This is a genomic window from Sulfitobacter sediminis (genome assembly GCF_040811725.1).
Lineage (GTDB): Bacteria > Pseudomonadota > Alphaproteobacteria > Rhodobacterales > Rhodobacteraceae > Sulfitobacter > Sulfitobacter sediminis.
Genome location: NZ_JBFNXX010000156.1, coordinates 1 through 269 on the forward strand (window position 1 = coordinate 1; position 269 = coordinate 269).

A 269-nucleotide genomic window follows, 5' to 3' on the forward strand; every position below is an offset into this window, starting at 1 on the left:
GCGGATAAAGGCCTGCGCGATGTAATCGTCCCGCGCCCCCACCAGCCGCAGCCCCGCGATCACCTGCGCATTCGCGGCAAGCGCTGCATTCGCCGCCAGCGTCACCATCGCCGCCACGGCCGCCCCGCTCAGCAGGATCGACGCCCAGCCCAGCAGCCGCAGCCGCGAGGCGGCCTTGACCAGCGGCGCGCGCCAGCGGCGGTGGTCGTCCAGCACCGCCCCCGGCACCTCCGCCGCCAGCCGCAGCCGCAACCCACTGGCATCAAGCC

The 269-nt window shown here is 74.7% G+C and carries 1 pseudogene; it reads right to left on the reverse strand.

Annotated elements, in window-relative coordinates:
- A pseudogene (locus AB2B41_RS23515) lies at positions 1-269 on the reverse strand (cell division protein FtsX); the annotation flags it as partial.